The following is a 24,119-nucleotide window of genomic DNA, read 5'->3' on the forward strand; positions in this document are numbered from 1 at the left end:
ACTTCCCTTCTATCTATAATAAAAACCTATACTACTTATACTATTAAGCTTTTTTCGGATCAAAAGAACTCTTCAATGATACTGTTCTGTTAAATACTAATTGCTTCGTACTTGAATCTACCGGATCAACATTAAAGTAGCCATGGCGGAAAAATTGAAACTTGTCCTCAGAAGCAGCATCCTTCATATTCGGTTCAACGAAGCCGTGCAATACTTGCATTGAATTCGGATTAATTCGCTCCATAAACGACTTTTCTTCCGTTCCATCCTCTTCTTCTACCAATAGTGGTTCTATTAAACGGAATTGCGCTGGTAATGCTTGCGTCGCTTCTACAAAATGAATCGTTCCTTTTACTTTGCGTTCATTAAAGCCAGAACCACTTTTCGTACGTGGGTCATACGTACAATGTATTTCGATAACGTTACCCGCTTCATCTTTAATCACTTCTTCACACTTAATGAAGTAAGCATGTTTCAAACGAACTTCGTTACCTGGAAATAATCTAAAATATTTATTTGGCGGGTTTTCCATGAAGTCGTCACGCTCAATATATATTTCACGAGAAAACGGAATGGAACGTACTCCCATTTCTTCATTTTCAGCGTTATTTTCTGCTTCTAGCCATTCTATTTGACCTTCTGGATAATTCGTAATAACGACTTTAAGTGGATCTATTACAGCCATCGTTCGTGGCGCTTTCAGTTTCAAATCTTCACGAATAAAAAACTCTAGATTACGTTCATCAACGAGACTATTGTTTTTCGAAACTCCAATTTCACGACAAAATTGACGCAATGACTCCGGCGTATATCCTTTCCGGCGCAAACCACCGATAGTAGGTATCCGAGGGTCATCCCAACCACTAACGATACCTTCATCTACTAATTGCTTCAAATAACGTTTGCTCATTACCATATTCGTTACATTTAAGCGAGAAAACTCGTATTGATGCGGTACAGACTCCATCTCACAGTGCTCTACGACCCAGTCGTACAATGGTCTATGGTCTTCAAATTCTAATGTACAGATAGAGTGAGTGATTTTTTCAATCGCATCACCAAGTGGATGAGCATAATCGTACATTGGATAAATACACCAAGCATCTCCCGTACGATGATGATGAGCGTGAGATATCCGATATAGTACAGGATCACGCATCGTAATATTAGGTGAACCCATATCTATTTTAGCCCGCAATACACGCGATCCGTCTGGAAACTCTCCCGCACGCATGCGAGCAAACAAATCTAAATTTTCCTCTACACTTCTTTCACGATAAGGGCTATTGGTTCCTGGCTCTGTTAATGACCCTCTAGTCTCTCTCATTTCATCTGCCGATAGATCACAAACAAAAGCTAAGTTTTTGCGAATAAGCAATTGCGCACGCTCGTACATTTCTTCAAAGTAATCTGATGCAAAATGTAAAGCTTCCCATTCAAACCCTAACCAATTAACATCTCTTTTAATTGCTTCAACATATTCTGTTTCTTCCTTTAAAGGGTTCGTATCATCAAAACGCAAATGCGTTCTACCATTAAACTCATCAGCTAGTTCAAAATTCAAACAAATAGACTTAGCATGACCAATATGCAAATAACCGTTCGGCTCAGGTGGGAATCTCGTTATAATTTCTTGCACACGGCCGCTGTGCAAATCCTCTAACACAATGTTTCTTATAAAATTTGAAGACGATAATTTAGTATCTATTCCTACATTATTCTCCACTGCGACCAACCTTTCCAAGCATATATTTATTATTCTCTTATGATACACAATAATAGGACAAATTACACTTACATTCGTAAAGGTTGCACTTAATCTTTAAGAAAAGCTTAAGAAAGACTTACAAATTTCATTAATATCTTCTCATTTTCAGCATCTATTAACTATTTCGCAGTACTATATTGTTTGTAGAGTACGTTTTGAGAGAACGACTCCCAATTATAATTCGAAAGCTTGCCTAATTTCCTAAAGGAAAACGGGGGAACCATTTTGGGTGAATTGATCTTATGAATAGCAATGAAGCAACCGCTATTCAGTGGGAAGATCATAGGGGACCTTCAAACCGAACCCCACAGCTAACCTCGTCGGCATCGGAAGGAGTACCATCATTGAAGAAAGTTGCAGCACTTATATTAGGTCTTACGCTTTTCCTATCATTTCAAGCAGGTCAAGCACATGCGGACACGAAGTTAACCGGTATTATTGATAACTTGCTAGGTGTCAAGTACAGCTACGGCGGTACTACGAAAAAAGGTTTTGATTGCTCAGGATTTACAAGCTATGTATTCGACGAAATGGATATTAACTTATCTCGAGCTTCTACAGGTCAAGCTAATGAAGGTTCCAAAGTTAGCAAAGACGAGCTAATTCCCGGCGATCTTATCTTCTTCGATACAAGTGGAGCTAATAACGGTGAAATTACGCATGTAGGGATCTATGTAGGAGATGGCAAGTTTGCTCACGCATCTACTTCCAGAGGAGTAGTTTACGACAAACTTGACTCTAAGTATTACAAACCACGCTACGTAACAGCACGCCGTGTGATGAATGATGATGCTTTCACTACATATGCAGTTGCAAATTAAAAACAAACTGTCCAATAGTCCCTAAAATAAAAGTTGTACGAAAAACCGTAGTGTTTTTCCGTACAACTTTTTTTATTAATATGCTTTTGTAGGAAAATTGCTATCGAGGTACTCTTTCGTCTCCATGTATTTCCTTTTCATCAAACAACTTTTATCCATCTCTAATAATAGCGAACTAAATAGACGGATGAAAGTTCCGAATTTACGTTAATCTGATATAGAGCCATACCAAGAATCCTCCATTGAAAATTGTCTCGGTAACTCCATTCTAAACGAGGTTTGTGGCTATGGCTCCTTTTTTTAGATTCTAGCTATTTACATAAGTATACGGACTTAACTATGCACAAACCCTTTTATACGATTTATCGTACAAAGCTTGCACTCGAACCATCTGCACAAAGACCGTTTATACGATATTTCATACAAAGCTTACGCTACAACTGTCTGTACAAGCCCTTTTATACGATTTATCGTACAAAGCTTACACTCGAACCGTCTGCACACGACCGTTTATACGATTTATCATACAAAGCTTGCATTCCAACCGTCTAAACATAACCTTTATACGATTTATCGTACAAAGTTTCTCCTATACGTCATCTGGACAATCTCTTGTATGATGGTTCATATCATTGCATCACGCTGAGATTTGCGAGTTAGAAATAGTATGCGTGTGTTTTTTACCAATCATCATCAGCACTAGCATCAATACGAATAAGCCTACTACTAATATTGCTAAATAAATTAAAGTTGCTGATATCGTATACTGATCCATAAACCATCCTGTAATCCTTGGGAATATTGCTCCTCCCATACCACCAAAAGCGACACAAAGACTTGTCGTTCGCTCTGTATGCCCTGGCAACAGACCGTTTGCGTATACAAGTGCTATGCCGAATAATCCAGCAAAGAATAGACCCGTCAACGCAATAAACACCAACATTAAAGCATAAGAATTGAATACCGTCATAAAACCAAATACAATAGCAGCTCCCGCTGTCATAATAAATAAAAATCGTGTGTACCCTAGACGCTCAGCTAGAACACCGGCAAAAATTCTCCCCACTACAACTGCTCCCCAAAAGACACTTAATGAAGAAGCAGCCGCTACTTCGGATACACCTGTATGACCTAATAAAATTGCCGGCAAGTAATTGGAGAAACTCATCTCTGTCCCTACATAAAATAAAAAGAACAATACAGCGAACGCTAGAAACGGCAAGGAACTCGCATCATACCCGAATGGTATTTTCCTAGTCGGTTTAAGTGTTGTAGCACCTAGAGCTGTGTTGCCACGCTGTGCGGGTGCAGATGGCTCCTTGTCTTTCGCCTTTTCACTTAAATGATGGTCCACTTCCCCAAAGGATGTCGTTAACCATAATATAAACATGACGGCTGACATAGCCGCTAATATTGGAAACGACAACTGCCATATGTTTTTTTGAATTAAATATGCAGCAGCCAGTGGAATAATTAACGCACCTATCCCAAAAAACGTTTCCAACTTACTCATCGCTGTCGCTTTTCCGTCTTTCGTATACTCGATAATCATAGCGCCAACAATTGCTTCTGTCATACCGAATCCAAGCCCTGCAAGCGGAGCAAAGCTAAGCATAAAACCCCATGGTAATAATAAACTATACGCAGCTTCACTTATCGTCAACATACCGATTGCAAACAATACCGTTGCACGTTTACCAAACCGAGCCGACAGTGCTGGGGTAAATAACACCCCCACCAAAAACCCTAAAAATTGATTCATAATCCATTGCCCACCATCTTTATAACTTAGCTGATAGTGAGCAACTAATTGCTCCAAAATTGAGCCTCCGATAATATGAGCTACTCCAATAAGTAGATAAGAAAAACAACCCAACCATAACAACTTTTTCATTACGTATAAAACTCCTTACTCCACTTCCGATAAATTTGCAGCATTTTTTGTTTAATCTATAGATTTTACCACTTTTTCTACATTATAGCTATAATCGCTTCCATCAAATAAGTCGTACAATTTGCACGATTTTATCGTCCTGCACCACTTCTATAAGATGGCGTTTTGCATTATGGATGACTGTTCCTCGACCAACAACAATGGAATCAACCGTTCCTAAACCAAAAAATATATCGTCCGCTAGCGCTTCCATAACTTCAGACTGTTCTTCTGTCGCCAGCTGCTGCCAATCTGCCAACTCCATCTCAAAAAAAGTATAGCATTCTTCAATTTCACTAACGGCTTTTGTTAATTCCTGCAAAATATCAGCGTACTCTCTAGCATGCCTTACACCCATTTTCCATCAAACTCCCTTAATTTAACCTATAATTTTGCTATTCCTAGTATTTACTCTAACTTCAGCATACCCTTTTGACGATAATAATAGAAGTGGATAAATGCCGAAAACGTATTTTAATGAGGTGCAAAATGAAAAATTCAACAATTATAGGTCTTATTTTAGGACTAGTCGCAGTACTAGGCGGTATGATACTAAAAGGTGCCAAGCTTTCTTTTCTATTAAACCCTGCAGCATTCTCTATCATTATTCTGGGAACAATTGCAGCCGTTATGATCGCTTTTCCAATGTCCGAATTAACAAAGATAGGTAAGCTCTTCAAAATTATTTTTACAGAGCAACCTCTTCCCCCACGCGAACAACTGATTACACAGTTTATGGAGTGGGCTTCTATTACTCGTCGTGAAGGGCTACTTGCTCTTGAAGCTAAGGTGGATGACATAGAAGATCCTTTTCTGCGCAACGGTATGCGCATGATTATTGATGGAAACGATCAAGATCTTGTACGTGATGTTTTGCTAGAAGATATATCCACTACAGAAGATCGACATAAAGCTGGAGCGCTTATATTTACACAAGCTGGAACCTATGCTCCTACGTTAGGTGTTCTGGGTGCCGTAGTTGGTCTTATAGCTGCATTGGCAGATATGAGTGATATGGCGAAACTAGCCTATGCGATAGCGGGTGCTTTTATTGCTACTCTATTCGGTATTTTTACAGGTTATGTCCTGTGGCATCCGATGGCTAACCGTCTAAAAAGAAAATCTAAACAGGAAATTCAATTAAAACTAATGATGCTAGAAGGACTACTTGCTATCCAGTCCGGTGTATCTACTATTGCAATCCAACAAAAACTATCTGTCTTCCTTTCACCAACTGAGCGCAAAAAACTAAGAGACAAGGAGGAACAAGGCGTTGAAGAAAAAGCGTAGGTACGAAGAAAATGATGAGCACATTGACGAGTCATGGTTGATCCCATATGCTGACTTGCTTACTTTGTTATTAGCTCTTTTTATCGTGCTTTACTCCATGAATAGCCTTGATGTCAAAAAGTTTGAAGATATGTCACGCGCGTTTCGAGTTGCTTTGCATAACGGTTCTGGAATGCTCGATATGCCCTCAGCTGTTGAACGAGGTCCGAGTGTAGATAAAGTACCACCTTCCAAAGATAAAAATAATCCAGGGGAGAGTACAGATGCAGCTATTGAGAAACAAATGGAGCAAGAACAAGCGGAGTTCGACCATTTAAAAGGGCAAATTGATGAGTATATCGCTAATAACGGGTTATCGAATGATTTGGAAACTGCCTTGAACATGTCACAACTGCTTATTACCATTAGAGATGGAGCTTTATTCGATCCAGCTCAAGCAACTGTCAAGCCAGAAGCTCGAGAGCTAGCCGTCTCGATCAGTAAAATGCTACAAGAATACCCTGACTATGAAGTCATTATTTCCGGGCATACCGATGATACACCGATGAACAATGCTTACTTCAAATCGAACTGGGATCTTAGCGTCATGCGTGCCATTCGCTTTATGGATGTTATGCTGGAGAACAAAGAGCTGCAGCCGGAACGATTTAGAGCAAGCGGTTTTGGTGAATACCGACCAATTGCCCCGAACGATACGAAAGATAACAAATCGAAGAATAGACGAGTAGAGGTTGCTATCTTACGGTCGTTCACCGATCCTAACAAGCTAGAACAACTAGATGTTAAGAAGTAGCAAGATTAAAGAAACTAGTCTGCCACATCGCACGTCAAGAGCCGCTAACATAAGTCAGCGGCTCTTTTTTTAATTTCCTCTTGAAGCAGGCACTTATCTACGCGGTTTATACTGCATCGATTCGAATAATGTTCCTAACTCTTCTTTCGTCAAATCTCTCCACTGCCCAACAGGCAAAGAACCAAGCTTAATATTCATAATTCTTATCCGCTTCAACTTCGTTACACGATAACCGAACTTTTGGCACATCCTTCTTATTTGCCGATTACGTCCTTCTGTTAACACCATTCGAAAAACTCGCTCGGCTTGTGGTATAACTTGGCAAGGTAAAGTCATACTACCTAAAATATGTACCCCTTCCGACATTCCTTTAACAAATGCAGGAGTAATCGGTTTATCTACAGTTACAATATATTCTTTCTCATGTTTACCTTCTGAACGTAAAATGGGATTTACAACATCTCCGTCGTTCGTAAGTAATATAAGCCCTTCTGAATCTTTGTCCAGCCGTCCAATAGGAAAAATACGCTCCTCATGCCCAACAAAATCGACCATATTACCTTTTATATGCGCTTCAGAGGTGCTGGTAATACCAACTGGTTTATGCAGCATAATATATACATGCTCTTTGTGTGCGCCTACCTGCTGCCCATCCACTCGTACAGTATCTCCCGCTCCCACCTGACTGCCTAATTCAGCAACAATCCCGTTGATCGTCACTCGTCCACTACTTATTAACGTATCTGCTACTCGTCTAGAACAATACCCTGTTTCACTTATAAACTTATTTATTCGCATCACAATCTCTTCAAACCTTTCCTCAAAGTACTTCGCCTAACTGTTCGTCACGACATAATGGAAATAACAAGTTCACTGTTGTGCCGCTACCTTCTTTACTTATTATTTCTAACGTTCCATGATGATTATGAACAATGCTACGACTAACCATAATACCCAGCCCTGTGCCCGATTCTTTTGCTGTAAAGAATGGCTCTCCTACTTTTTCCATCACGTCTTCTGGTATCCCTATTCCTTCATCTCTAATTTCAATTTTCACATTTTCATGCCATTTACGAATCGATATATAAATAGATCCTCCATCAGGCATTGCTTCCATCGCATTTTTTAACAGGTTAATAAACACTTGCTTCAATTGATTTTCTTCGCAAGCAACATAACAGCTTTGCGGTGAAATAATCGTCACAAATTCAATATTATATAAATGAGCTTCACTATCTAAAAAAGTTAACACTTCGCGCAGTATGTCTCGCACATCTTTCTTTTCAAACTTAATCGCTTGTGGTTTGGCTAGAATAAGAAACTCACCAACAATAAAATTAATTCTTTCCAATTCTGATAACATTACTGTAACGTGCATTTGGTTCAACAAATTTCCTTGCTGTTGTAATTGCAAGAAACCCTTCAAAGCCGTTAGTGGGTTACGAATTTCATGAGCTACACCCGCAGCAAGTTGTCCTACCGTCTTTAATTTTTCCGATCTTCGCAGCAATTCTTCCATCCGATTACGAAAACGCATATCTTTCATCATATTAAAAAAAGAGTGTATCTGTCCATCCGTATTATATATTGGTGATACGGTCACACTAACCGGTATTTTTTCTCCCGTACAACTCGTTCGAATCGATTCATGAGCCGATAACTTATGTCCAAAACGTAATAAATCAAGTAAATCAAGATAATTTTTTAATTCTGCTGGCGGAATGGTCGGATAACTAGACGTCTGTAATTGCTCTTTGCTGAATCCAAATAACCGTTCGAAAGTGGCATTCACTTGAAGTACTCGTCCTTGCAAGTCCATAATTACTATAGCATCATTGGATTGATTTATAAACGATTCTAAGTATTCTTTCATACGCTGAACATCCTCTGTTTTTTGCTTCACATAATCGGTATATTCCTGTGTATATTCAGCAATTGTATGACCTTTCAGATCAAATAAGTGACCACGATCTACTTGTTCTTGTTGGGTTGGTATTTGGCGGGATGCGACCGGGGTATTTTGAAAAAGAGCACTTATCGGGTGTAAATCTTTTTTTATTCTATAATATATAAGAACGATACTTAAAAAAAACATCAAAAGTAACAACCAATATGCTGACATTTGGCTAGACGTTATTAACTCACTAAATACTTGCTTATCAAAAAATATTTGAATCTGTACTGCTTGAGGTTCTCCACTATAATATAAACTGCTATGTAACGATGAACTGACTTGTTCTATGTAAAATGTTGTCGCTTCGAGCGGTTCACTAGTATAACTTTTGTTATTATGCATTATTTCAACATTGTGATCTGTCAGATTTTCATGGGTAACCGTGTGTGCATACAACGACGTTCCTGTTTCATTATCGATAAAGGAAATATGTTCAATGGATGGAATCATAAATTCAAACGTATCCGAAAAAGTCATAAAAACATCTAGGTTCAATGGAATATTATTTTGTTTTACTTCATATTGAGCAACTAAGCGATAATATTCGTCAAACTTAACTGATAAATTGTAGTAATAGTTATGTATTTCTTTATTCAATTGGTTGGAAGTATAATAATTATTCAGAGTATAGTATATTGGAGTGAATATTACCAAAGTAAACAAACCTGTTAACAATAACTTAACCTTAATCGACATTGTTAATCACACCTTCCATACTAAATCTATGATTGAATTGATCATTACTAACAATTGCGTCAGTTAAATATAAAATTACTATTGATCTTTCGATATATAAACAATTGATACACACCATCAACAGATGTTATGCACATATGTGAATGGATTGTTAATAACTTACCAATATTATTGCACTTATCCACAGGGTTACCCACAGTCTGTTAACAATCGAATATCCGTTCGTTGGACAAATCTTATTTTATTCACAAGGAGCAATCGTCATGATTCGAGAATTAGAAGATATTCACTGGATGCAACAAGCTATGGAAGAAGCTCGCAAAGCCGAGCAGTTAGGAGAAGTACCGATTGGAGCAATTATTGTCAAAGATGGACAAATTATCGGAAGAGGTCATAACTTACGTGAATCTACCCATGACCCAACTGCTCACGCAGAATTAGAAGCGATCCGCCAAGCCTGCAGCCAGTTACATGCCTGGCGGCTACTAGACTGTACATTATATGTCACACTAGAGCCCTGTCCCATGTGTGCAGGCGCTATCATACAGTCTCGCATAAAAAGAGTAGTCTATGGAGCTCCAGATCATAAAGCAGGATGTGCCGGAACACTAATGAATTTGTTACAAGAACCACGCTTTAACCATGAAACTCAATTGACAAGCGGTGTTCTACAAGAAGAATGTGGACAATTATTAACACAATTTTTTCGGAAACTACGACAAACGCGCCAATAATCAACTACTGATATATTTGATTATAACAATCTTTATAGCTAGATATATATCAACATTATACTAATCGTGTAGCTATGTGTATGTATAATTCTGTCGAAACTGGCATTTAATTTTCTACTATGATTCGACACGAGTAAATTATTATTCATTTTTGCAGAGGCATGCTATATTAAATTTATAAATATCTGTCTATAATGGAGACAAAAAATTGTATTCAAACAAACTATACAGTACACTTATGGCATATATATTTTGTAGCTTCTTCAAACAATATGGATCACTCCAGCTCCATATGGCAATAGATAATAGCAACTATAGAAGGGAGTATTACACATGTTTAGTTTGAAAGATTTAACAAACCATATTGAAGTGCTGGATACGGTATATCCTAGAGAAAAAGTGATTTCGGGTATAAGTTATCATTCCGGCAAGTGCTCCGAAGGACATTTATTCGTATGCGTCACCGGCTACAAAACAGACGGGCATCTTTATCTGCAACAAGCCGTTACGAACGGAGCTGTAGCTGCTATAGTGGAACGATTTCAAGAGCATATTACGATCCCTCAATTTCGTGTAGCCAATAGCCGGATAGCTCTAGCTAAATTAGCAGCAGCCTTCTACGACCAGCCAGCTCAAAAAATGAAAATGATCGGAATTACTGCTACCAATGGTAAAACTTCGACTTCCTATATGGCCAATGCCATGCTAGAAAACGCCGGTTTAACGACCGGGTTAATCGGTACAGTAGTTGTCAAAGTAGCTGATCAATCTATCCCTTCTGAGTTAACTACGCCAGAATCATTAGATTTACAACATTATTTGCAACAAATGGTGGATGCTAATGTTTCACATGTGTGTATGGAAGTTTCTTCAGCAGCGATGGAAACACATCGTATTGAAGCAGTTCCCTATGACATCGTAACATTTAATAATTTAAGTAGAGAGCATATCGATTCACATGGAAGCTTCGAGAAATATTGGGAAATAAAATCAAGTCTCATTAAACAAGCAAGTGCAGACAGTATCGCTATCTTGAATTTAGATGATACATATTCGGCTTCGCTTCAGCAAGAAACAGCAGCACATGTTATTACGTTTGGATTGAAAAATCAAACTGGACATATACGCTGTACAGATCTAGATCTATCCACAGGTCGTGGACGATTTTATTTTGAACTAACAAAACCTTTCGACGCACCACATATTTCTCTCGAGCCAATGAAATTTGCTGTAGAACTATCTGTACCTGGGTTACATTCCGTCTATAATTCTATGGTCGCCATTACTATTGCGTTACTTAACCAAGTGCCAGTAGAAGTTATTCAACAAACATTAAGTAATTTTCCAGGTGTAGAACGTAGATTTGAATTTATTCATGAAGAGAAATTTACCATTGTCGATGATCATTTTGCAAACCCAGGTAATATTAACGTAACTATGGAAACGATCAGATTTATGAATTATGAAAAGCTTCATTTGCTTTACGCGATTCGAGGAAGTCGAGGAACTACTGTAAATGAAGAAAATGCTGAAGTCATTGTTAATTGGATGAAAAAATTAGAACTACATGAGCTAATCGCTACGAAAAGCGTTTCACACGTGACAGACAAAGACGTAGTTACTGATGAGGAATTAGCCGTCTTTTTGCAAGTGATGGAGAAAGCTAACATTAATGTAACGCTTTACGATGAGCTACCTACAGCTATTGATGCTGCCTTAGCAGAAACAGGCAATGGTGATTTGTTATTACTCGCCGGCTGTCAAGGAATGGACCCTGCTGCATCAATCATACGGCAAAAATGGAATGGTGGGTAGTCTGATGGAACAAAAAATCCTTGGTGTCATTGGCGGCATGGGCCCAAAAGCAACTGCCGTTTTCTTTGATACAATAATTGAACGAACTGCTGCTTCTCGTGATCAAGATCATATTAATATGGTTATTCTTAACCACGCTACTATACCGGATCGCACACAAGTTATCGCCCAAGGTCAGGCAGACCAGTTTTTAACAACCATTGCGCGAGATTTTGCTTTACTTGAACAAGCCGGAGCTGCCAATATTGCGATTCCTTGTAATACGTCCCATTATTTCTACGAACATATGCAGGCGATGACCAGTGTTCCTATCATTAATATGATAGATGAAACATGGAAAGTTGTATTTGAACGATTTGGTGCTGGCTGTAGAGCTGCCGTCCTAGCTACAACAGGTACGATAAGTACCAAAGTGTATGCCAAAGGTATTGCTCAATACCCGATGCAGTTAGTCGAGCCTCCTGCTAACTTGCAACAAGAAGTAATGGATATCATTTATACCGATGTCAAAGCAAATAATAACTGCGATCCGGAACGCTTACAACGTCTAATTGATCAAATGATCGAACAATATGAGTGTGATTGTGTCATCCTTGCTTGTACAGAATTATCTTGCATTGCACTTGATTCCGTATATAAGAACTGTACGGTTGATGCTATGCAAACACTTGTTGATCGTGCTATTATCCTTTCAGGTAAACAAGTTAATCAACAATTGTAGTTATACGATACGTCAACCAAAAATAGCAGCCTTCCTCATAGGAAAGCTGCTATTTGTTATTCTATTTTATAATTGATGCATATATTGCTCAAACAGACGATCTGATATCGGTTTACTAATATAAAATCCTTGTCCCAACGTACATCCGTTTTCCTGCAAAAATGAAAATTGCTGCTCACACTCTATCCCTTCGGCAACCACTTGCAGATCTAACGTTTCTGCCATCACTAATATCGCTTTTACAATCGCTTGGCTCTCTTTGTTATGATGAACGTCAGCAATAAAAGTACGATCAATCTTTAGTGTATGTACTGGAAATTGTTTGATATAATTGAAAGAACTATACCCTGTCCCGAAATCATCAATTGCCAATCGTACACCTAATTCGCGTAGCTGATGTAATATATGAATCGTGTAATCCATCGCAAAAAAAGCACTTTCCGTTATTTCCAATTCCAAATATTGAGGTTCCAACTTCGTATGATGTAAAATTGCTTTCAGACGGTCAATGATATCATGCTGATGAAATTGTCGTACTGACAGATTGACTGACATTAACAGCTTCGGGTATCCTGCAACTTGCCATTGCTTCGCTTGTTGACAGGCTTGCATAAGCACCCATTCTCCCATTGCAATAATAAGACCAGATTCCTCTGCAATCGGAATAAACTTGTTTGGAGGAATCGTCCCTAGCTCAGGATGACGCCAACGAATCAACACTTCCATCCCAACTAATTCCTTCGTTTGCAAATTCACTTTTGGCTGATAATCTAGATAAAATAATTGTTCTGCTATCGCTTTTTTTAACTCATTTTCTAATAAAATTCTTTCCAGTGAATAGTCTTCCATCTCTTTTTGAAAAATGTAAAAACTATTACGACCACCTTTTTTTATTTCTTCCAATGCACGATTAGCTCTATTTAATAGTTCGTCTGCTTGTTGACCATGATCAGGAAAAATAGCTATTCCAAAACTGCATGTTAATTGATGTTGCCAATCACCTAATTGTACCGGTTGCTCTAGTATTTGTTGTATACGCTTTATTAAAATCGAAACATCATGTTCCCCTCCACCTACTTGAAGCGGTAGCATCACTGCAAATTCATCGCCACCCAAACGGGACAATACGGAACTGGTTGGCAAACAACTGTTTACCCTCTGCACTACTTCAATCAAACAAAAATCGCCCATCTCATGACCAAACGAATCATTAATATCTTTAAATCGATCAATATCAAAAGATATAACTGCTAGTGCTGCACATTCACGCTTTGCTTGTAAGACACCTTGTTCTAATTTCTCCATAAACAACCTACGATTAGGTACATCCGTTAGCGTGTCATGATATGCTAAATAATAAATCATTTGTTCCGATCTCTTCCGTTCCGTAATATCTCGCATAACCACTACGTAACTCGTAGGTCGATCAGGTTGACTTGGCACAAGATTGAAAGTAGCCTCCATATCAATGCTACTTCCACTAGTATGCATGAATCGAAATTCAATTGAAAAAGGTAACTTACTTCTACTTAACATATAAGGTACACGTTGCTGATCATCGATATGTAAAAAGTCCAGTAAATTGGAGTGTAACTGCTGTTTCTCATCACGCTCCACTCCGAGAGCGTTCCAATAAGAAGGAGAGGTGTACAATAGCTGCAATTGGTCATCCATTAATACGATTAAATCCGAACTATTCTCCGTAATTATCCGATACTTCTCTTCCTTGCTCTTCAATTCTGCTTCCACTAACTTACGATCGGTAATATCATTACGAATAGAAATATATTGATAAGATTTGCCCTGCTCATCCAAAAACGGAACAATGGTTGTATCCACCCAATAAAAACTACCATCTTTCGCTTTATTACATATTTCTGCTCGCCAAACTTTTCCACTACCAATAGTTGCCCACATTCGTTTAAAAAATTCCTTACCATGAGTGCCTGAATTAAGTATTCGGTGATCTTCACCTATTAACTCTTCTTTTCGATATTGCGATATTTCACAAAACATTGGATTAGCATAAATAATTTTACCTCTACGATCAGTAATAGCTACGATAGAAGACTGGTCGAGGGCGTACTTTATATCTGCCGACTCTTTTAATGCCGCTTGTAGTTGTTTATTTTGCAACAAAAACAATTCCGACTCAAAAGAATATGAAAAGGGTTGATGCTGGTTTTCCCTATCTTTCTCTATCATCTTTTATCACCTGCATAACTTTATTCATGCCATATTCTTTATTATGGGTCTATTTGATTATATTTTCAATATATACATTTTCTGCACAACCTACTTTACACACTTATTAATATTGTATAAGGTTATACTCGCTCTGTCCATTAACAATAAAATCGTATTCTCATTACATTTATATAGCTTCCAGCAATAAGCTCATCATTCCACAAAAAAAGACCAGATCCGACAGCGTCGAGATCCGATCTTCATTCAAAAGCTAACCTTACTCTACTACTGCTTCATCCTCTAAAAACAATGACGGGTCCATCATCATTCCACCCAACAATTGGTCAAATGGAACTGTTTCTGTTGGAATTTCTTGAGTAAATGCTGGTTTTTTATCAACATCCGTATAATTTACAGAAGCTGTAAGTGCAAGAGCAATAGTTTCACCTGATTCTTCATCTTTTATTTCTACATCGAAATTAGTTACTTGATGAACCAAGTAGTCTTTATCAATCGCACTAACTACTTCTACTTTATTAATTTTTAAATTATTTTGGAAAAATGCTTTGATTACAGCTTGTTCCGCTGTAAGTTGTTGCTTCACATTTTCTAATTCTGCTTTTTCAATCCCAATCATTGTTAAATAATCTTCATTTTTTAAAATGATATCAATGATTTCTGGAAGTGCTTTTTCTAGTAATACAGTAATTGTTTCTTCGTAGTTGCTATCATTCAATGAAAATTTAACTACTTTATTTGCTTTTACTTGCTCAGGCAATCCAGCATCTGCTAACTTAACGTCAGTAAAATACTTTTTATCATCAAAATGTTTCATAGCAGCTGTTGCAATTTCTTGTGCTAACTTTTGTTGTGCTGCAATATCGATCGATGGCATTGGTTCGCCAGCTTGTTCTGCTAGTTGCTTCAAATCTAGCGCTATATACTTGTCTGTTACTTCTGGTGGCAACGGCAAAAATGGAATTTGTGGTGCTTTAAAGTAAATATTGTCACCATTCATAATAATCGGAACATTCAAAGACATATTCATAAAGCCTGGCAATACAAGTTGCAAATCTACATCTGTACGACCCGCTTCTTTATTGTAAATTGCTTTTGCTTGAATAGCTGCATCTTTTACTACAGCAGCCACTTCACTAGCTACCGCTAACTCTTCCGAGTCTATAGCCCCTTCTGTCATATCGAACTTATCAATTTTAAAGCTAGCGTCCATTACGTATGAGCCGGCTCCTGCTGTCTTCATTGCTGCTGCAAGCAATGTATCCTTCAGTGGCTTACTAGCCGCTCCTCCACACCCTACTAGCAAGAGTGATAATGCAACCATAAGACTGATCGCTTGTAGTGCTCGTTTCATTTTAAAACTTCCTTCCGCATTCTTTTTTTCAAACCACTTAATTTTAAGCTATAACGGCCAAAAAGAGAAGCTTTTTATTTGTAAACAACAAAAAAACTTCCAATTCATGATCAGAAGTTCAATAGTAAATGTAATATGGCGGAGAGGGTGGGATTCGAACCCACGTGGGCTTGCACCCTAACGGTTTTCAAGACCGCCCCGTTATGACCGCTTCGGTACCTCTCCATGTGTGAATATCATTGCGTCGCATCAAATGATGTCAACAAAAATATTGTACCACAGTTTATTATAATTATGCAAGTCCTTTTTAAAAATTATATTAGACTGTGGTACAATTACTTATTGCTGTCTTTTTTCATATAGTTAAGGCGCTGTAATAACTTCGATTCCACCCATATATGGACGCAATACTTCGGGTATGACGATCGATCCGTCTTCCTGCTGGTAATTCTCCATAATAGCCGCTACTGTCCGACCAACAGCTAGCCCAGAGCCATTCAACGTGTGTACTAGCTCAGGCTTACCTTTAGCTTCTCTCCGGAAACGAATGGAAGCACGACGCGCTTGAAAGTCTTCAAAGTTAGAACATGAAGATATTTCACGATACGTATTAGCGCTCGGCAACCATACTTCGATATCATACGTTTTGGCAGCACTAAATCCAATATCACCGGTACACAATACGACAACGCGATATGGAAGCTCTAGCAACTGTAAAACAGTCTCGGCATCTTGCGTTAACTTTTCTAGCTCATCGTAGGAATGTTCCGGTTTAACAAATTTAAGCAATTCTACTTTGTTAAACTGGTGCTGTCTAATAATACCACGTGTATCACGACCAGCTGATCCTGCTTCCGACCGGAAACATGCACTATATGCAGTAAAATATTGTGGCAATTGTGCACCATCCAATATTTCGTCTCGGTAGTAGTTGGTTACCGGAACTTCTGCTGTTGGAATTAAATAATATTCACTGTCTTCCAATTTAAACAAGTCCTCGGCAAACTTAGGAAGCTGCCCTGTTCCTTGCAAGCTGTCTTTGTTGACAATATAAGGAGGTAACATTTCTTGATAACCGTGCTTATCACTATGTAAATCCATCATAAAGTTGATAAGCGCACGCTCAAGTCTCGCACCAAGACCACGATAAAAAGCAAACCGGGAACCAGTCACTTTTCCTGCGCGTTCGAAATCAAGAATTCCTAATGTCGTTCCCAACTCGTAGTGTGCTTTCGGCTCAAAAGAAAGTGATTTAACTTCGCCAACTCGGCGTACTTCCACATTATCATCTTCTGACAGGCCAATCGGAACGGATGCATGAGGTATGTTAGGAATTGCCAATACTAGCTCATCAATTTGTACCTCAAGTTGTCTAATCTGTTCATCGAATGCTTTAATCTGGTCGCCGACTTCTCTCATCTCGATAATAAGCGCTTCCGCATCAGCACCCTCTTTTTTTAACTTTGCCACTTGTTGTGATACTAGATTTCGTTGGCTTTTTAAGTTTTCTGTTTCTTGTATTAATGTACGACGCTCTGTATCTAGTGCTGCAAAACCAGCAATCAATTGCGGCGCTGTTCCTCTATTTTGAAGAGCTTGCTCCACTCTTTCCATATCCGTACGCAATATTTTAACATCAAGCATTAACAAGACTCCCCTCTATACGTGTCATCTTTTTATTTACTTTATTATACAGTCGCTTTTATTATATCCAGAAAATAACGATGTAGCCGATCATCCTCTGTTAATTCGGGATGAAAAGACGCTGCAAGCAATCTTTCCTGACGAGCTACGACTATTTCATCTTGATACATCGCCAGCACTTCTACGTCGCTTCCTACACTCGTAATTAACGGAGCACGGATAAATACTGCTCTTAAGTCATCCGCTACACCAGCCACTTTTAAATCCGTCTCAAAGCTTTCTCGTTGTCTGCCAAACGCATTGCGCATCACAGTCATGTCCATTAAACGCAAATGAGCCGTTTCGCCACTTTCTATATGATCGGCTAACAATATTAAGCCAGCGCATGTCCCAAATATCGCTTTGCCACTAGCATAAAATGCTGGAATAGCTTCCATAAAACCATAATGGCGCATTAAGCGACCTATCGTAGTGCTTTCGCCACCTGGTAAAATTAGCCCATCCAGCTCGGATAGTTGCTCTACTCGCTTCACTAAGATTGCTTCTGCTCCAGCTTTCTCGATACTTCGCTTATGTTCTGCTACTGCACCTTGTAGTGCTAATATGCCAACCTTAAGAACTCTTTCCATCCATTAACCACCATTCTTATAAAGGAATAGACCAAGCTCATGAGGCTTGGTCGGTCCCAACAGCTCGGATATACTAGTGTTAGTATATGTCCGTTTCCATTCTATTTATCGCAAGTATAAGTATGCGATCTTTAAATTCCGCGATCTTGCATACGTTGTCCTGCACTTAGTTGTGATATTTCAATACCTTTCATTGGCGATCCCAAGTTTTTAGAAACTTCTGCAATCAGTTTGAAATCTTCGTAGTGCGTTGTAGCTTCAACAATAGCACGAGCAAACTTTTCAGGATTTTCCGATTTGAATATACCTGAACCAACGAATACACCATCAGCGCCAAGATGCATCATCAGTGCAGCATCAGATGGCGTTGCTACTCCACCAGCAGCAAAATTAACTACCGGTAGTTTACCAGTTTCATGAATATTCAACAATAGCTCATATGGAACGCCCATCACTTTTGCTTCATGATACAACTCATCTTTGGACATTGCTTGAACTTTGCGTATTTGACCATTAACGATACGTAGATGACGGACAGCTTCTACAATATTTCCTGTACCTGGCTCGCCTTTTGTCCGAAGCATTGCAGCCCCTTCTTGAATACGACGAAGCGCTTCGCCCAAGTCTTTTGCACCACATACGAATGGTACTGTAAATTCTTGTTTGCTAATATGAAATATATCATCTGCTGGTGTTAGTACTTCACTTTCATCAATATAATCTACACCAAGCGATTCTAATACTTTAGCTTCAATATAATGACCAATTCTTGCCTTTGCCATTACCGGGATAGAAACAACTTTCATTACTTCTTCCACAATTGTTGGATCAGCCATACGAGCTACTCCACCAGCTGCACGAATATCAGAAGGTACACGCTCCAACGCCATTACCGCTGTCGCACCTGCTGCTTCTGCTATTTTTGCTTGCTCAGCGTTCATAACGTCCATAATGACGCCGCCTTTTTGCATTTCTGCCATTCCTTGTTTCACCCGAGAAGTACCCGTCTCCATCAATAAACCCTCCTATAATCATTGCTTCATCAGCAGCTTTTTGCTACTTGTTCTAACCATTGATTTTACAGTAACAACAGCTAATCGACAAGTGTATTTTCCGAGTTATCAACTATGATTAGAATAAATTGACGATCGATTTAAATAAATTACTAAAGAAGTCACCTATCGCACGCATCATTAGTTTAAACCAACCTGCTTTATCTGCATCTTCAAGCAGTATTAAATTGACTTTGTAGTCGACATGCTTGCCCGTTTCCTCGTCCGTATAACGATAAGTCAAACTACCAACTTCCGTCTTAGCCTCGAGCGGTGCGACCAATTCATCTTCCGATTTCAGTTCTTTAGCGACTAGCTCAATCTTAGGTGAAGTTCCTTTTTTAACCAAAAAAGTAATGTCTTTGTCTGTAGCAATAGCTGCTTTTCTTTTCGCACCTTTTTTTATCGCTACTTCTTCGAAGCCTTCTACTTTTGTTTTAGGAGCAAGTACCGTTTTCTTCTCAAAAGAATTAAAGCCATAGTCGTACATCTTTGCTGTTTCTACAAACCGTTGATTACGACTTTTTGTATCCATTACAACACTAATAAAGCGTGTTTCTCCACGTTTTACTGTACCAGTAAAGTTATATCCGGCAGCTTCGATAAAACCTGTTTTCATTCCATCTACGCCTTCATAGGCCAAGCTTTTAACAATAGGATTATCCATATCATCGCCAAGCATACTATTCAAATTAATTATTGGGCTTTTGTCGCGTTCACGAAATTTATATTCATGTAATGTTGAATACTTAAAAAATTCTGGATGATCTACTATAATTAAACGGGCTAATTTAGCAACATCAGCTGCGGACATCACTGTCGTATCTTCCAAACCAGTTACACTTGTAAATACAGCCGTTTCTAGCCCCAACTTCACTGCATATTCGTTCATTCTCGTTACAAATGCAGGCAAGCTGCCCGAAATTCTAATGGCCAATTCTTTTGTCGCATCATTAGCTGACCCGACTGCCATTGCAATATATAACTGTTCTACTGTATGTTTGTCCCCGGGAGCCAAATAAATTTGAGATTCTGACTTTCCTGTATTACTTGCTTCTTGCGTAACTGTTATAACGTCATCCCAACTTAAAGTTCCATTTTTAATTTCTTCCAATACAATATACTCTGTCATCAACTTCGTCATACTCGCTACAGGAAGTGTTTCATCGGCATTCACTTCATACAACACTTGACCTGAGTCAGCATCAATCAAAATAGCTGCCTTTACTTCCAATTCTAACGAGTTCTCTGTACTAGGTCTGTTATCGTACCCAACAGCCTGTACACTTTGTGATGATGCAAAAAGAAACGTGAACATAGCTACAACTAATAGAGTAATAAAACTTTTTTTCCATAACAACGGTACTACATTTGTTTTCAATCCCTTCTCCCCTTTTCCTTAAGTCTCTCTTCATTTCATTTTTTCATATAGAACGCCATCCAATGATGACGAATACAAACGATATAATATCACGATGATACAAGCCTAATTGTAACATATGCATGTAAAGCAGAAAACCTCTTTCCTATTCATTCAAGTGAATAATATCTCATACTGCTAAATCCTAACATTTTTTACCTTATAAATACATAAATTTGATTAACCAACAAAAAAACTGACAGTAATCGCTACATGAACGACTGTCAGTTTTTTAATTAGATCTATATTTATTAATTACAAGGAGTAGTTAGGAGCTTCTTTTGTAATCTGAACGTCGTGTGGGTGATTTTCTCTCAGTCCAGAACCTGTTATTCGAATAAATTGTGTATCGTTTTTTAACTCGTCCAACGAAGCTGTACCACAATACCCCATGCCAGAACGCAATCCGCCTAGTAATTGATGTACAGTATCTGCCAAAGGTCCTTTGTAAGGAACTCGTCCTTCAATACCTTCTGGAACTAGCTTGTTTTCATTTTCTTGGAAATAACGATCTTTACTGCCTTCTTTCATCGCTCCAAGCGATCCCATACCACGGTATACTTTAAAGCTTCTACCTTGGAATATTTCTGTTTCGCCTGGGCTTTCTGCTGTACCAGCAAACAGACTACCGATCATAATCGTACTAGCACCTGCGGCAATTGCTTTCGTCAAATCACCAGAATACTTAATTCCCCCATCAGCGATGATTGGAATGTTATATTCACGTGCTACGGATGCACAATCAAATATAGCTGTAATCTGAGGAACGCCAATACCAGCAATTACTCGTGTCGTACAGATGGAGCCAGGTCCAATTCCTACTTTAACAACCGATGCACCTGCTTCAATCAAATCACGAGTAGCATCTCCAGTAGCAACGTTACCTGCAATAATAGTAAGATCAGCATACTTTTCACGCAAATTACGTACCGCATTTAAAATATTAATATGGTGTCCGTGTGCTGAATCGACAACCAACAAGTCTACCCCTGCTTCTACTAGCGCTTCTGCTCGTTCCAATGTATCTTTTGATATACCAATCGCTGCACCACATAGCAATCTGCCTTGTGTATCTTTTGCAGCATTAGGAAACTGAATCGCTTTTTCTATATCTTTAATTGTAATTAACCCTTTTAATGTATTCGTCTCGTCGATCAAAGGAAGTTTTTCAATTTTATGTTTTTGCAAAATTCCTTCTGCTTCTTCAAGCGTTGTACCTACCGGAGCCGTTACCAAATTATCTCGAGTCATTACTTCACTAATCTTAATAGAATAGTCATGAACAAAACGCAAGTCACGATTCGTTAGAATACCAACCAACTTTTTCTCTTCATCAACGATGGGCACACCAGATATTCTGTATTTCCCCATCAATTCTTCTGCATCATACACATGATGTTCTGCTGTTAATGAAAATGGGTTAGTTATAACGCCACTCTCCGAACGTTTCACCCGATCTACTTCTTCCGCTTGCTGTGCAACTGACATATTTTTGTGGATAATACCAACGCCACCTTCACGAGCAATTGCAATTGCTAGTGCTGATTCTGTGACAGTGTCCATTCCTGCACTTATAAGAGGGATATTCAATTTTACATTTTTACTAAGCCTAACTGAAATATCAACCTCTCTAGGTAATACTTCCGATTTGCGCGGAACGAGTAACACGTCATCAAACGTTAGTCCTTCTTTGGCGAATTTAGTTTCCCACACTAGTAAGTTCCTCCCTTATCCTTGATAGCTCACATATATTATTAGAATAGTATCAGAGGGGTATTATGCTGTCAAGGCGTATAAAATGTCTACGCTACGTTATTTTCCAGCAAACAACTAAATTGCAAATATTCAAAATTTTCTGTGTTTTTGATCCTACACACCAAGTTTAAAAGAAGTCGCTTATATAGGTTTGCTGTTGTGGAATACGATGGTGTAAGCGGTTGATTTGCTCCGCATCCCCCAAAACTAGATTATACCTTGCAAATTGAATCAACGTTCCATACCCGAACAATACAGCAGTTAAAATAGAGATAGAGAGCGTCACCTCATAGCCATCCTCGTCATCGTCTGCCACTGTATGTAATTGCGCCTTGCCAGTGTCATCTATATCCAAATAATATACTTGATTATTCCAACTCGCTTGTTTATCTGTTACTCGAAGCTTTATACGATCTGACTGATTTGTCGCTACAAAACGGTACTGTTTAATAAATTGTTCAACATCTACAATTCTCGCCATAAAATAATTAGCTAGATCGGTTTCAATTCTAGGGTTATCCATAACAAAAGATAATATATCATCGGCTGGTGTTTTTAGCTTTACCTTTTCCACCATCGAATCATGTTGCCCAATAAAAGACATAAACGCCATATAAGCATCTTCATTAACATAAATCAACTCATGAACATTCATTACCTGTTCTTTTACTTCATATGTCATATAAGCTAATGGTACTTCCGCTTCATAATAAACAACATGCTGTGCCGTTTTATTTCGAATATGACGTTCGTTCCACCATAGTTCATCTCTTTTTAGCATACCAGTATATTTTAGTGCGTACTGCCCGTATATTTGCTGTAAATCTTTATCATCCCACGAAACTCGTTTGAATATACCTTGCACACTTTTTGCAGAGGGCATTGATAAAATATCGAAAGAATATGTTTTGCGTTCACATAATAATTCCCAACCAAACTTACGATAAAATGATTCCGAGAAAGGAAACAAGTACGAAACAGTTTGTCCCTGTTGCTGCATAAATTGGATGCTCTGTTGTAACAATTTACTAACTAACCCTTGTCTACGATATTGCGGCCATGTAGAAACGCCTGATATTCCACCCATTTTATATACTTGTCCATGAATATATGTTTCGAAATGAATAATAAATACTTGTGCTGCTAACTCACCATCAACAAATGCTCCGAATCGGGTATATTGAGGATGATCATATTTTTTTCGCATCTCTGCTCGCTGTTCTTCGCTTCTTTCACCTTGAAAAGCAAAGGATAGCAACGCCACACTTTCTTCAAAATAATCTAATCCGAATTGTTTAATAACAAAGGCTTCATCATGACTCATCTCCGCGTACCCTCTTTCACCAACATTTAGCTCAATCTATTATTTCAACTAGTTTTATTATAACTTCCTTTTTCAACAAAGCAAAACAAAACAAAAAACCTGTCACAGTAACTGTGACAGGCCCTTCGTCGCTTGGCAGCCTCCTACTCTCCCAGAACCCTGCGGTTCAAGTACCATCGGCGCTGGAGGACTTAACGGTCGTGTTCGAGAT

19 protein-coding genes, 1 tRNA gene, 1 rRNA gene and 1 riboswitch are annotated in these 24,119 nt (G+C 38.6%); of the genes, 6 read left to right on the forward strand and 15 right to left on the reverse strand.

Features of this window, described 5'->3' with window-relative positions:
- Positions 1–43: 43 nt before the first annotated feature.
- On the reverse strand, positions 44–1,726 hold the full coding sequence (locus ACFSTH_RS19745; protein ID WP_377773883.1) for a glutamine--tRNA ligase/YqeY domain fusion protein: 1,683 nt from the start codon (positions 1,724–1,726) through the stop codon (positions 44–46).
- A 222-nt stretch (positions 1,727–1,948) separates the two neighbouring features.
- Positions 1,949–2,109, forward strand: a riboswitch (cyclic di-AMP (ydaO/yuaA leader).
- A gap of 3 nt (positions 2,110–2,112) precedes the next feature.
- Between ACFSTH_RS19745 and ACFSTH_RS19750 the strand changes: the two genes are divergently transcribed.
- Positions 2,113–2,589, forward strand: a complete 477-nt coding sequence (locus ACFSTH_RS19750) for a C40 family peptidase (RefSeq protein WP_377773885.1) — start codon at positions 2,113–2,115, stop codon at positions 2,587–2,589.
- Between the two features lie 637 nt (positions 2,590–3,226).
- Here the strand turns inward: ACFSTH_RS19750 and ACFSTH_RS19755 are convergent.
- Together ACFSTH_RS19755 and ACFSTH_RS19760 are read right to left on the reverse strand one after the other, a co-directional pair.
- A complete protein-coding gene (locus ACFSTH_RS19755; RefSeq protein WP_377773887.1) occupies positions 3,227–4,483 on the reverse strand; it encodes an MFS transporter in 1,257 nt (418 codons plus the stop codon).
- A gap of 103 nt (positions 4,484–4,586) precedes the next feature.
- On the reverse strand, positions 4,587–4,880 hold the full coding sequence (locus tag ACFSTH_RS19760) for a hypothetical protein (RefSeq protein ID WP_377773889.1): 294 nt from the start codon (positions 4,878–4,880) through the stop codon (positions 4,587–4,589).
- 131 nt (positions 4,881–5,011) lie between these two features.
- Here ACFSTH_RS19760 and motA point away from each other — a divergent pair, with 131 nt between their 5' ends.
- Together motA and ACFSTH_RS19770 are read left to right on the forward strand one after the other, a co-directional pair.
- A complete protein-coding gene (motA, locus tag ACFSTH_RS19765; protein WP_377773891.1) occupies positions 5,012–5,812 on the forward strand; it encodes a flagellar motor stator protein MotA in 801 nt (266 codons plus the stop codon).
- Positions 5,796–6,605, forward strand: coding sequence for a flagellar motor protein MotB (locus ACFSTH_RS19770; protein WP_377773893.1), 810 nt, complete (start codon positions 5,796–5,798; stop codon positions 6,603–6,605). The genes motA and ACFSTH_RS19770 overlap by 17 nt, the downstream gene beginning before the upstream one ends.
- A gap of 93 nt (positions 6,606–6,698) precedes the next feature.
- On the opposite strand, the gene rluF is transcribed toward ACFSTH_RS19770, so the two are convergent.
- Positions 6,699–7,403: a 23S rRNA pseudouridine(2604) synthase RluF gene (gene rluF / locus ACFSTH_RS19775; RefSeq protein ID WP_377773895.1), complete on the reverse strand. Its 705-nt coding sequence runs from the start codon at positions 7,401–7,403 to the stop codon at positions 6,699–6,701.
- Between the two features lie 22 nt (positions 7,404–7,425).
- Positions 7,426–9,255: an ATP-binding protein gene (locus tag ACFSTH_RS19780; protein WP_377773897.1), complete on the reverse strand. Its 1,830-nt coding sequence runs from the start codon at positions 9,253–9,255 to the stop codon at positions 7,426–7,428.
- Between the two features lie 263 nt (positions 9,256–9,518).
- Here ACFSTH_RS19780 and tadA point away from each other — a divergent pair, with 263 nt between their 5' ends.
- The 3 genes from tadA to ACFSTH_RS19795 all read left to right on the forward strand — a co-directional run bounded on the left by tadA (position 9,519) and on the right by ACFSTH_RS19795 (position 12,525).
- Complete coding sequence (gene tadA, locus ACFSTH_RS19785; RefSeq protein WP_377773899.1) at positions 9,519–9,989, forward strand: tRNA adenosine(34) deaminase TadA; 471 nt, start codon at positions 9,519–9,521, stop codon at positions 9,987–9,989.
- Between the two features lie 333 nt (positions 9,990–10,322).
- Positions 10,323–11,804, forward strand: coding sequence for a Mur ligase family protein (locus ACFSTH_RS19790; RefSeq protein ID WP_377773901.1), 1,482 nt, complete (start codon positions 10,323–10,325; stop codon positions 11,802–11,804).
- A gap of 4 nt (positions 11,805–11,808) precedes the next feature.
- Positions 11,809–12,525 carry an aspartate/glutamate racemase family protein gene (locus tag ACFSTH_RS19795; protein WP_377773903.1) on the forward strand — a complete coding sequence of 239 codons (717 nt, stop codon included), beginning with the start codon at positions 11,809–11,811 and terminating at the stop codon, positions 12,523–12,525.
- A gap of 66 nt (positions 12,526–12,591) precedes the next feature.
- On the opposite strand, the gene ACFSTH_RS19800 is transcribed toward ACFSTH_RS19795, so the two are convergent.
- The 10 genes from ACFSTH_RS19800 to rrf form a co-directional block, all read right to left on the reverse strand.
- Positions 12,592–14,730, reverse strand: coding sequence for a sensor domain-containing protein (locus tag ACFSTH_RS19800; RefSeq protein WP_377773905.1), 2,139 nt, complete (start codon positions 14,728–14,730; stop codon positions 12,592–12,594).
- A 259-nt stretch (positions 14,731–14,989) separates the two neighbouring features.
- Positions 14,990–16,084 carry a hypothetical protein gene (locus ACFSTH_RS19805; RefSeq protein WP_377773907.1) on the reverse strand — a complete coding sequence of 365 codons (1,095 nt, stop codon included), beginning with the start codon at positions 16,082–16,084 and terminating at the stop codon, positions 14,990–14,992.
- 136 nt (positions 16,085–16,220) lie between these two features.
- Positions 16,221–16,309, reverse strand: a tRNA-Ser gene (locus tag ACFSTH_RS19810).
- Positions 16,310–16,447: 138 nt separating this feature from the next.
- A complete protein-coding gene (gene serS, locus ACFSTH_RS19815; RefSeq protein ID WP_377773909.1) occupies positions 16,448–17,728 on the reverse strand; it encodes a serine--tRNA ligase in 1,281 nt (426 codons plus the stop codon).
- A 44-nt stretch (positions 17,729–17,772) separates the two neighbouring features.
- On the reverse strand, positions 17,773–18,357 hold the full coding sequence (pdxT, locus tag ACFSTH_RS19820; RefSeq protein ID WP_377773911.1) for a pyridoxal 5'-phosphate synthase glutaminase subunit PdxT: 585 nt from the start codon (positions 18,355–18,357) through the stop codon (positions 17,773–17,775).
- Positions 18,358–18,488: 131 nt separating this feature from the next.
- Positions 18,489–19,373 carry a pyridoxal 5'-phosphate synthase lyase subunit PdxS gene (gene pdxS / locus ACFSTH_RS19825; RefSeq protein ID WP_377773913.1) on the reverse strand — a complete coding sequence of 295 codons (885 nt, stop codon included), beginning with the start codon at positions 19,371–19,373 and terminating at the stop codon, positions 18,489–18,491.
- A gap of 115 nt (positions 19,374–19,488) precedes the next feature.
- Complete coding sequence (locus ACFSTH_RS19830; RefSeq protein ID WP_377773915.1) at positions 19,489–20,790, reverse strand: D-alanyl-D-alanine carboxypeptidase family protein; 1,302 nt, start codon at positions 20,788–20,790, stop codon at positions 19,489–19,491.
- 294 nt (positions 20,791–21,084) lie between these two features.
- Positions 21,085–22,542, reverse strand: a complete 1,458-nt coding sequence (gene guaB / locus ACFSTH_RS19835) for an IMP dehydrogenase (protein WP_377773917.1) — start codon at positions 22,540–22,542, stop codon at positions 21,085–21,087.
- 169 nt (positions 22,543–22,711) lie between these two features.
- Positions 22,712–23,908, reverse strand: a complete 1,197-nt coding sequence (locus tag ACFSTH_RS19840) for a GNAT family N-acetyltransferase (RefSeq protein WP_377773919.1) — start codon at positions 23,906–23,908, stop codon at positions 22,712–22,714.
- Between the two features lie 130 nt (positions 23,909–24,038).
- Positions 24,039–24,119, reverse strand: a 5S ribosomal RNA gene (gene rrf, locus ACFSTH_RS21100); the annotation flags it as partial.

The organism is Paenibacillus yanchengensis (assembly GCF_042684845.1).
Lineage (GTDB): Bacteria > Bacillota > Bacilli > Paenibacillales > Paenibacillaceae > Pristimantibacillus > Pristimantibacillus yanchengensis.

What these genes read in the sequence shown, in the direction of transcription:
- ACFSTH_RS19755 (WP_377773887.1), bottom strand. Translation starts at nt 4,483, where the DNA reads ATGAAAAAGTTGTTATGGTTGGGTTGTTTTTCTTATCTACTTATTGGA.
- ACFSTH_RS19760 (WP_377773889.1), bottom strand. Translation starts at nt 4,880, where the DNA reads ATGGGTGTAAGGCATGCTAGAGAGTACGCTGATATTTTGCAGGAATTA.
- motA (WP_377773891.1), top strand. Translation starts at nt 5,012, where the DNA reads ATGAAAAATTCAACAATTATAGGTCTTATTTTAGGACTAGTCGCAGTA.
- rluF (WP_377773895.1), bottom strand. Translation starts at nt 7,403, where the DNA reads ATGCGAATAAATAAGTTTATAAGTGAAACAGGGTATTGTTCTAGACGA.
- ACFSTH_RS19780 (WP_377773897.1), bottom strand. Translation starts at nt 9,255, where the DNA reads ATGTCGATTAAGGTTAAGTTATTGTTAACAGGTTTGTTTACTTTGGTA.
- tadA (WP_377773899.1), top strand. Translation starts at nt 9,519, where the DNA reads ATGATTCGAGAATTAGAAGATATTCACTGGATGCAACAAGCTATGGAA.
- ACFSTH_RS19790 (WP_377773901.1), top strand. Translation starts at nt 10,323, where the DNA reads ATGTTTAGTTTGAAAGATTTAACAAACCATATTGAAGTGCTGGATACG.
- ACFSTH_RS19795 (WP_377773903.1), top strand. Translation starts at nt 11,809, where the DNA reads ATGGAACAAAAAATCCTTGGTGTCATTGGCGGCATGGGCCCAAAAGCA.
- ACFSTH_RS19800 (WP_377773905.1), bottom strand. Translation starts at nt 14,730, where the DNA reads ATGATAGAGAAAGATAGGGAAAACCAGCATCAACCCTTTTCATATTCT.
- ACFSTH_RS19805 (WP_377773907.1), bottom strand. Translation starts at nt 16,084, where the DNA reads ATGAAACGAGCACTACAAGCGATCAGTCTTATGGTTGCATTATCACTC.
- serS (WP_377773909.1), bottom strand. Translation starts at nt 17,728, where the DNA reads ATGCTTGATGTTAAAATATTGCGTACGGATATGGAAAGAGTGGAGCAA.
- pdxT (WP_377773911.1), bottom strand. Translation starts at nt 18,357, where the DNA reads ATGGAAAGAGTTCTTAAGGTTGGCATATTAGCACTACAAGGTGCAGTA.
- ACFSTH_RS19840 (WP_377773919.1), bottom strand. Translation starts at nt 23,908, where the DNA reads ATGAGTCATGATGAAGCCTTTGTTATTAAACAATTCGGATTAGATTAT.